General features: G+C 57.0%; 9 protein-coding genes and 1 tRNA gene. 4 read left to right on the top strand and 6 right to left on the bottom strand.

Features of this window, described 5'->3' with window-relative positions:
* From ACIQ0G_RS08680 to gatC, 5 genes are all read right to left on the bottom strand, one after another.
* A partial coding sequence (locus tag ACIQ0G_RS08680) for a trigger factor (protein WP_397577564.1) occupies positions 1-183 on the bottom strand: 183 nt, incomplete at its 3' end.
* Between the two features lie 94 nt (positions 184-277).
* Positions 278-362, bottom strand: a tRNA-Leu gene (locus tag ACIQ0G_RS08675).
* A 104-nt stretch (positions 363-466) separates the two neighbouring features.
* The gene (gatB, locus tag ACIQ0G_RS08670; protein WP_397577563.1) at positions 467-1,933 is read right to left on the bottom strand and encodes an Asp-tRNA(Asn)/Glu-tRNA(Gln) amidotransferase subunit GatB; all 1,467 of its coding nucleotides are present in this window, start codon (positions 1,931-1,933) and stop codon (positions 467-469) included.
* A 1-nt stretch (position 1,934) separates the two neighbouring features.
* Positions 1,935-3,419, bottom strand: a complete 1,485-nt coding sequence (gatA, locus tag ACIQ0G_RS08665; RefSeq protein ID WP_397577562.1) for an Asp-tRNA(Asn)/Glu-tRNA(Gln) amidotransferase subunit GatA — start codon at positions 3,417-3,419, stop codon at positions 1,935-1,937.
* Positions 3,419-3,706, bottom strand: a complete 288-nt coding sequence (gene gatC / locus ACIQ0G_RS08660; protein WP_306063945.1) for an Asp-tRNA(Asn)/Glu-tRNA(Gln) amidotransferase subunit GatC — start codon at positions 3,704-3,706, stop codon at positions 3,419-3,421. Before gatC ends, gatA begins: the two co-directional genes overlap by 1 nt.
* Positions 3,707-3,833: 127 nt before the next feature.
* Between gatC and ACIQ0G_RS08655 the strand changes: the two genes are divergently transcribed.
* The 4 genes from ACIQ0G_RS08655 to ACIQ0G_RS08640 all read left to right on the top strand — a co-directional run bounded on the left by ACIQ0G_RS08655 (position 3,834) and on the right by ACIQ0G_RS08640 (position 7,687).
* On the top strand, positions 3,834-4,943 hold the full coding sequence (locus ACIQ0G_RS08655) for a DUF3089 domain-containing protein (RefSeq protein WP_397577561.1): 1,110 nt from the start codon (positions 3,834-3,836) through the stop codon (positions 4,941-4,943).
* Positions 4,940-5,401, top strand: coding sequence for a Holliday junction resolvase RuvX (gene ruvX, locus ACIQ0G_RS08650; protein ID WP_397577560.1), 462 nt, complete (start codon positions 4,940-4,942; stop codon positions 5,399-5,401). The genes ACIQ0G_RS08655 and ruvX overlap by 4 nt, the downstream gene beginning before the upstream one ends.
* A gap of 76 nt (positions 5,402-5,477) precedes the next feature.
* Positions 5,478-6,473 (top strand): aspartate carbamoyltransferase catalytic subunit, encoded by a 996-nt coding sequence (locus ACIQ0G_RS08645; RefSeq protein WP_183941042.1) that lies wholly within the window; start codon positions 5,478-5,480, stop codon positions 6,471-6,473.
* Positions 6,470-7,687 (top strand): dihydroorotase family protein, encoded by a 1,218-nt coding sequence (locus ACIQ0G_RS08640; protein ID WP_397577559.1) that lies wholly within the window; start codon positions 6,470-6,472, stop codon positions 7,685-7,687. Before ACIQ0G_RS08645 ends, ACIQ0G_RS08640 begins: the two co-directional genes overlap by 4 nt.
* A gap of 51 nt (positions 7,688-7,738) precedes the next feature.
* On the opposite strand, the gene ACIQ0G_RS08635 is transcribed toward ACIQ0G_RS08640, so the two are convergent.
* Positions 7,739-8,017, bottom strand: a 279-nt coding sequence (locus tag ACIQ0G_RS08635; protein ID WP_397577558.1) for an SPOR domain-containing protein, incomplete at its 5' end; no start/stop codon positions are given.

Genomic DNA, 8,017 nt, shown 5'->3' with positions numbered 1-8,017 from the left:
CGAATCCTTATGCATTTTCTTGACCAGATTGGCTGGAACCTTACCAGCGCGGAAACCGGGCATACGCACCTGAGGCGCGATTTTCTTTACCTCGGCATCGATGCGTGATTCGACGTCTTTCGCGGTAATCGTCATACGATATGCGCGCTTCAGGCCTTCATTCTGTGTCTCGACGGTTTGCATAATATCTTCTCTATCTGCAGGCAAAGCGGCTGGCCTCACCTTAAACGTTAAATGGCTTTCGGGCTCAACGACAGCCGGGAACTTCCCTATTTCGTGGTGCGGGCGAAGGGACTCGAACCCCCACACCTTGCGATGCCAGAACCTAAATCTGGTGCGTCTACCAATTCCGCCACGCCCGCTTACGAAAAGCTGCCGTTTCACAAACGACGGGAGCCTCTAACGGGAAAGCCCCGCTAGGGCAAGGGCAGAAGCGGCAAAACCGCCGCTGCGCCCTTATCGTCTGTTAACCAAGCGCCTTTTTCAGCAAGTCGTTGATGATTTGCGGATTGGCCTTGCCCTGCATCGCCTTCATCGTCTGGCCCACGAAGAAACCAAACAATTTGTCTTTGCCCGAACGATATTCGGTGACCTTATCTTCATTGGCGGCCATGATCTTGGCAATCTCTGCCTCAATTGCGCCTGTATCATTTGTCTGCTTCAGGCCTTTTTCTTCGACAATCGCAGATGCACCCTGCCCCGTCTCAAGCATGATTTCGAAGACCTGCTTGGCGATGCTGCCGCTGATCGTTCCATCGGCAACCAGGCCAAGAAGCTCGGCCGCTTGCTTTGGATTAACCGGGCTTTCGTCCAAGGTCTTGCCCAGCTTGTTGAGCGCACCGAACAATTCGGACATCAACCAGTTCGACGCCTGCTTGGCATCGACGCCTTCGGCCAACAAATCTTCAAACCAAAACGCCGTTTCGGCTTCCGCCGTCAGAACCGCCGCATTGTATGCGGTAAGGCCCAATGCTTCATAACGCGCACGTTTTGCGTCGGGAAGTTCTGGCAAGGACGCACGGCATTCCTCCAGAAACGCGTCATCAAGTTCGACCGGCAATAAATCAGGGTCCGGGAAATAACGATAATCATGCGCGTCTTCTTTCGACCGCATTGAGCGCGTTTCCATCTTGTTCGGGTCGAACAAGCGGGTTTCCTGAACCACTGCGCCGCCGCTTTCGATCAGATCCACCTGACGCTGCGCTTCATACTCAATCGCCTGCATCATGAAGCGGATCGAGTTGACGTTCTTGGTCTCTGTGCGCGTGCCCAGTTCACCACCGGGCTTGCGGACAGACACGTTGACATCAGCGCGCATGGAGCCTTGCTCCATATTGCCATCGCACGATCCAACATAGCGCAGGATGGAACGCAGCTTCTTGAGATACGCCCCAGCCTCTTGCGGGCTGCTAATGTCAGGACGCGACACGATTTCCATCAGCGCAACGCCAGAGCGGTTTAAATCGACAAAAGACATCGTTGGATGCTGATCATGCATCAACTTGCCCGCGTCTTGCTCGACATGGATGCGCTCGATACCGATTTTCTTGGTCGGGCTATCGGGGTCTTTTTCGTTTAACGTAACCTCGATTTCGCCCTCACCCACGATGGGGTGATACAGCTGCGAAATCTGGTAGCCCTGCGGCAAATCGGCGTAGAAATAATTCTTACGGTCAAAGCGCGACCAGCGGTTGATCTGCGCATTGATCGCCATGCCGGTGCGCACGGCCTGTCGCAGGCATTCGCGGTTTGGTACGGGCAACATGCCGGGCATCGCTGCGTCAACAAGGCTGACATGGCTGTTGGGTTCGGCGCCAAAGCCGGTGGAGGAGCCCGAAAAGAGTTTGGACTCACTAGTGATCTGCGCATGGACTTCAAGGCCAATTACGACCTCCCACTCGCCGGTGTTTCCCTGGATGCGGTACTCGCTCATATTACCACCACTCTCCGGCTTCCGCCGTAAATCCTGAACGCTGCTCAATCGCAAGGCCGGCGTTGAGCACAGCCTGTTCGTCAAGCGCCTTACCGATAATCTGCAGCCCCAAAGGCAGGCCTTGCTTGTCGAGGCCACCCGGAACCGACATCGCGGGCAACCCAGCCAATGAGGCAGGCACCGCGAACACGTCGTTCAAATACATCGACAATGGGTCGGCGTTCTTCTCACCCAAGCCAAAGGCCGCGCTTGGTGCGGTTGGCGCGAGGATGAGGTCACAGCTTGCCCATGCATTTTCGAAATCGCGTGCGATTAAGGCACGAACCTTTTGCGCCTGCGTGTAATATGCGTCGTAGAAACCAGCGCTGAGCACATAAGTGCCGATCATGATGCGGCGGCGCACTTCTTCGCCGAAGCCGGCGGCGCGGGTTGCGGCATACATATCCTGCAGGCCAGCGCCCTCAGGCAAGTCGCGCAAACCAAAGCGGACGCCGTCATAGCGCGCAAGGTTGGATGACGCTTCGGCAGGGGCGATGATATAATAAGCAGGCAACGCATGTTTTGTGTGCGGCAGGCTGATGTCGACGATTTCCGCGCCTGCGTCCTTCAGCCATGCTATGCCATTATCCCACATCTTGGCAATATCTTCATCGATACCATCAAGACGATATTCGCGGGGGATGCCAATGCGCTTGCCCTTCAGATCGCTGTTCAGACCCGCTTCCCATGCAGGGACAGGCAAATCGAGCGAGGTCGAATCCTTTGGATCAAAGCCTGCCATGGCCTCCAACATGATCGCGCAATCGCGGACGTCACGTGCCATTGGGCCAGCTTGGTCAAGCGAACTGGCGAATGCCACAACGCCCCAGCGCGAGCAGCGGCCATAGGTTGGCTTGATACCGCTAATGCCGACAAATGCCGCTGGTTGGCGGATGGATCCGCCGGTGTCGGTACCTGTCGCAGCAGGGCACAGCCGTGCGGCGATGGCAGAGGACGAACCGCCCGATGAACCACCCGGCGCAAGCGCGGCGTTGCCACCGTCATTGCGGCGCCAAGGCGAAATGACGTTGCCAAAATAGCTGGTTTCGTTCGACGAACCCATGGCGAACTGGTCAAGGTTGAGCTTGCCCAACATCCCTGCGCCAGCCTTCCAAAGATTGGCAGATACCGTCGACTCATAGGTCGGCACGAAGCCTTCCAGCATATGGCTTGCAGCGGTCGTCTGCACGCCTTCGGTGCAGAACAAATCCTTCATGCCAATCGGCACGCCGCCCATTTTACCAAGCGGCTTGCCAGCAGCGCGGTCGGCATCAACCGCTTGCGCAGCCGCAACGGCCATTTCAGGCGTTTCCACGATAAAGGCGTTCAGTGCCTTTGCCGCAGCAACGCGCGTGTTCAGCGCTTCAGCAACCTCAACGGCTTTGAATTCGCCGTTGGCGACGCCATCACGAATGGCAGCTATGCCCAGTCTCGAAAAATCAGTCATTATTCAATCACCTTGGGCACGCCAAAGAAGCTGCCTTCCTTCGCTGGCGCATTGGCAAGCACCTTGTCGCGGACATCGCCATCGGTGACGACGTCGTCGCGCAGGCGCAGCTTATTGGAGATGACGGCCGTCATCGGCTCAACGCCAGTGACGTCGACCTCGCCCAATTGCTCCACCCAGGCAAGAATGCCATTGAGTTCGCCGACCATCTTGTCAGCCTCTGCATCGCTAATCGCGATGCGCGAAAGCCGTGCGATTTTGTTCACGGTATCTTTATCTACAGACATAAGCCAGCCGCTAGCATTGCGCCTGCCCCGCTTCAACGGAAAAGCTTAATCTTTCAGGCTGCATTCAATTTTCCGATGCTATTTCCGTCCAATCGGCTAAATCGCATCAAAATTTCAGGACATAAACTTGGCTCGTAAATTCATTTATATCGTCGCAGCGCTCATCGTCCTCGTCATTGCGGGCGGTTTCGTTATCCGCATTTATGAGGCTGAGCTTACCGAACTGGCATTCGTGCCAACGGCAAAGTTCGAAAAACAGGCGGCGTTTGAACCAAACAAATATGCCAGCAACGATATGTGGTTCGCGCGGCCCGGCAAGGCCGAGAATCCAGCGGACTGGTTGCCTGTGGGGGCGGCCAAGCCAGAAGTGCGTGGATCAGCGGCGATATTTTTCGTTCACCCAACATCCTATATCGGCAGGGACCATTGGAATGCCCCGCTCGACGATGCGGAATCGCAGGATCGCGCGAGATTGTTCCTGCGCAGCCTAGCTTCGCCATTTGCCAGCACCGGCGAAATGTGGGCGCCCCGCTATCGTCAGGCCGCTATTGGCTCGTTCCTGACTACGAAGCCCGAGGGTCAACAGGCGTTGGATGCCGCTTACCAAGACGTTCTTTTGGCGTTCGATGAATTTGTAGCGAAGGTGCAAAAAGACCGGCCGATTATATTGGCTGGCCATAGCCAAGGCGCGCTGCACCTTACACATCTGTTGAAGGATCGCGTTGCAGGCAAACCAATCGCCAAACGAATCGTCGCCGCTTATGTTGTTGGCTGGCCAATTTCAGTGGACAATGATGTCGCTGCGATGGGGCTGCCCGCATGTTCGGGTGCGGATCAGACGGGATGCATCATGGCGTGGCAGAGCTTTGCCGAGCCAGCCGAGTATGACCGCATATCAAAAGTCTACGACGCAACGACGGGCTTCAACGGCAAAAGCCGCAAAGGCACTGCAATGTTGTGCACCAATCCTTTGAACGGTGGTGCAGCAGCTGCGGCAGACATGAAGGCCAATTTGGGCACGTTAAAGCCAGAGGCGTCGATGGAAACCGGCGAGCTTGTTGTCGGTGCCGTACCGGCACGATGCGATCCAAAGGGCTTTCTATTGATCGGTGATCCGCCCGAAGTTGGTCCATATGTCCTGCCCGGCAACAATTACCATGTGTATGATTTCCCGCTGTTTTGGGCGAATGTGCGGGCGGATGCCACGTTGCGACTGCGGAAGTTTCTTCAGAAATGATTTTTGACGCCGTCGCCGATTTTCTGGAACAGCTGCCCGAAGGCGGCGTGTTAATAGGGCTCGATATTGGCACCAAAACGATTGGCACGGCGTTTTGCGACGCTGGCTGGACATTCGCATCACCCGCCGACCTGATCCGCAGGAGCAAGTTTTCCAAAGACAAGGCGTTACTCAGCGCCGCGATTGCGACCCGCGCCACGCGCGGTATCGTCATTGGCTTGCCGCTCAATATGGATGGCAGCGAAAGCCCACGAAGCCAATCAAGCCGTGCTTTTGCGCGCAACATCGCTGATCTTGGCCTGCCGATTTTGTTGCGCGACGAACGTTGGTCGACCCAAGCGGTTGAGCGCGACATGATTGCCGCCGACATGAGCCGCGCAAAACGGGCCGAAAAAATCGACAGCGGCGCAGCGGCATTCATTCTGCAAGGCGCAATCGATGCGCTGACCATTGGGTGACGGTTTTTGGTCAACCACGACATAGCCGACAAAATGATTGAGTATTGCCCCCCTTCCCTTTAAGGGCATCGCTTTAATGACATGGACACAGCCTTTTGCAGCCGACAGCTTTCCAAGCGGGTCGGGCGCTTTTCCGCACAAGCATTTGCTTGGTATCGCTGGACTTCAGAAATGGGAAATTCTCTACATCCTGAAAGAGGCCGAACAATGGGTGGCCTTGAACCGCTCCGGCCCTGCAAAGCATGATGGCCGATTGTCGGGCCTTACTATTATCAATGCCTTTTTTGAAAATTCGACACGCACATTGCTGTCGTTCGAAATTGCCGGAAAACGGCTTGGCGCAGATGTCGTGAATATGCACGCGGCGCAATCGAGCGTCAAAAAGGGCGAAACGCTCATCGACACGGCCATGACCTTGAACGCCATGCGCGCCGATGCCATTGTCATCCGCCACGGCAGTTCCGGTGCGGTGCAGCTGATTTCAAGCAAAGTCGATTGCCCTGTCATCAATGCAGGCGACGGAAGCCACGAACATCCCACGCAGGCGCTGCTCGATTCACTGACCATCATGCGCCGCAAGGGACGGGTTGAGGGCCAAACCGTCGTCATCTGCGGCGATGTGCTGCACAGCCGCGTTGCGCGCTCAAATCTGTTCTGCCTCAAAACTCTGGGCGCCGAAGTCCGCGTCGTTGCGCCACCTGCATTGATGCCGAGCGGTATCGAGGCCTTTGGTGCGCAGACCTTCACCAATTTTGATGCGGCATTGGATGGCGCGGATGTCGTGATGATGCTGCGGCTTCAGAATGAACGTATGCAGGGGGATTTCATCCCCTCGCCCCGCGAATATTTCCATCTATATGGCCTTGATGAACGCCGGTTAGCATTGGCGAAGCCCGATGCGCTGGTCATGCACCCGGGTCCAATGAACCGCGGCGTAGAGATTGCAAGCAATGTCGCCGACCATGTTGAACGTTCCGCCATTACCGAACAGGTTGAAATGGGTGTCGCCGTTCGCATGGCGTGCCTCGATATACTCACCCGAAAAGCACGCGGTCAGGAGGGTTGGTCATGACCGGAATCAGCATCCTGAACGGCCACGCCATTTTGCCCGGCGCGGACAAGGCCGAGCCACTGAATGTGCATATCGAAAATGGCAAAATTGCCTCGGTTGGAAAAGCCGCCCCGATAGCGAACCAGTTGGACGCCAGCGACCTCATTATCGCGCCCGGCATCATTGATCTGGGCGTGTTCAAAACCGACAAGCCAGCGTTCCGCTTTGGCGGCATTACGCGCGCGGCGCTTATGCCTGACCAGTCGCCTGTGCACGACGACCCCGCAACAGTCCGCTTTGCCGCGCTCAAGGGGAAACCCGATCTGTGGGTGCACCCGCTCGCTGCAGCAACGCAGGGCCTAAACGGACTGCAGATGGCCGAAATCGCGCTGATGAAAGAAGCAGGTGCAGTTGGCGTCGCCACAGGACGCAAATGGATTGCCGATAGCGGCATATTGCTGCGCATCATGCGCTACTGCCATGCGCTCGACCTGCCCGTCTTTGTGCACAGCGAAGATGCAGGCCTATCGGGCAATGCTGTTGCAACGGCCGGGGAAACGGCGACGTTGCTGGGCCTATCCAGCGCATCGCCCATCACCGAAGCACTTGCCATCGCCCGCGACCTATTGCTCGCGGAGGAAAGCGGCGCGCATGTGCATTTCCGCCAAGTGACGACCGAGCGCGGGCTGGACCTTATTCGCGCGGCGAAGGCAAAGGGCTTGCGCATCACATGCGGCATTACGCCGGGGCACCTGTTCCTATCCGACAATGCCGTTTCTGATTTCCGGACCTTCGCCCATCTGTCGCCGCCCCTGCGTTCGGAAAGCGACCGGCTGGCCTGTATCGCCGCCATTGCCGATGGCACGATTGATGTCATTGCATCGGGGCACGACCCGCGCGGGCCAGAGGACAAGCGCCTGCCCTATTCCGAAAGCGCGCCGGGCATGGCAGGGGCGGAAACGCTTCTCGCGCTGTCGCTCAACCTCGTGCGGGACGATGTGATTTCGACGGGCCGGTTGTTCGAACTGCTGGCATCAAATCCTGCGAAGATCTTGGGGCTGAATGCCGGTCAAATAGCAGAAGGGTATGAGGCAGACCTCATTCTCGTCGACCCGGATGCGCCGTGGCAAGTCGATGGTGACCGCATGGCCGCACTTGCGGGCAATACGCCATTCGACCGCTTGCCGGTGCAAGGCCGCGTGCGCCATATGCTAAAGGGTGGCAAGGTCATTTAATAGGTCCTGACCCTAAACCCGCCGCCCCCTTAGCGGTTCACAACTAACAACTTATCGTGCGGCGATCTTACGCCATGCGGCATTCGCCATGCGGATATTTTGGACGCCACCATTGGTGCGCACGAAGCAATCACCGCCTTGCGACTTGATCATCTTGCAAGTTGCCCGTGCGCTTGCTGCGTCCCCGAAACCCATTGCAGCCAGACGAACAAGTTTCTTGCCATTGACTGTTACGGTCGAGCTAGCGGATGCAAAGCCGTTCAATGCGCGGTAGCGTTTGGCATATTTGTTCCAAGCCGCTTGCGCACTGGCCGCAGACGAAAACGCGCC

Origin of the sequence: Sphingorhabdus sp. (assembly GCF_044354325.1) — a bacterium.
Lineage (GTDB): Bacteria > Pseudomonadota > Alphaproteobacteria > Sphingomonadales > Sphingomonadaceae > Sphingorhabdus_B.
This window is presented reverse-complemented; position numbering and strand designations above follow the sequence as displayed.

Excerpts from the sequence above, each read along its gene's own strand:
- ruvX (WP_397577560.1), top strand. The coding sequence starts at position 4,940 with ATGATTTTTGACGCCGTCGCCGATTTTCTGGAACAGCTGCCCGAAGGC.
- gatA (WP_397577562.1), bottom strand. The coding sequence starts at position 3,419 with ATGACTGATTTTTCGAGACTGGGCATAGCTGCCATTCGTGATGGCGTC.
- ACIQ0G_RS08640 (WP_397577559.1), top strand. The coding sequence starts at position 6,470 with ATGACCGGAATCAGCATCCTGAACGGCCACGCCATTTTGCCCGGCGCG.
- ACIQ0G_RS08645 (WP_183941042.1), top strand. The coding sequence starts at position 5,478 with ATGACATGGACACAGCCTTTTGCAGCCGACAGCTTTCCAAGCGGGTCG.
- gatB (WP_397577563.1), bottom strand. The coding sequence starts at position 1,933 with ATGAGCGAGTACCGCATCCAGGGAAACACCGGCGAGTGGGAGGTCGTA.
- gatC (WP_306063945.1), bottom strand. The coding sequence starts at position 3,706 with ATGTCTGTAGATAAAGATACCGTGAACAAAATCGCACGGCTTTCGCGC.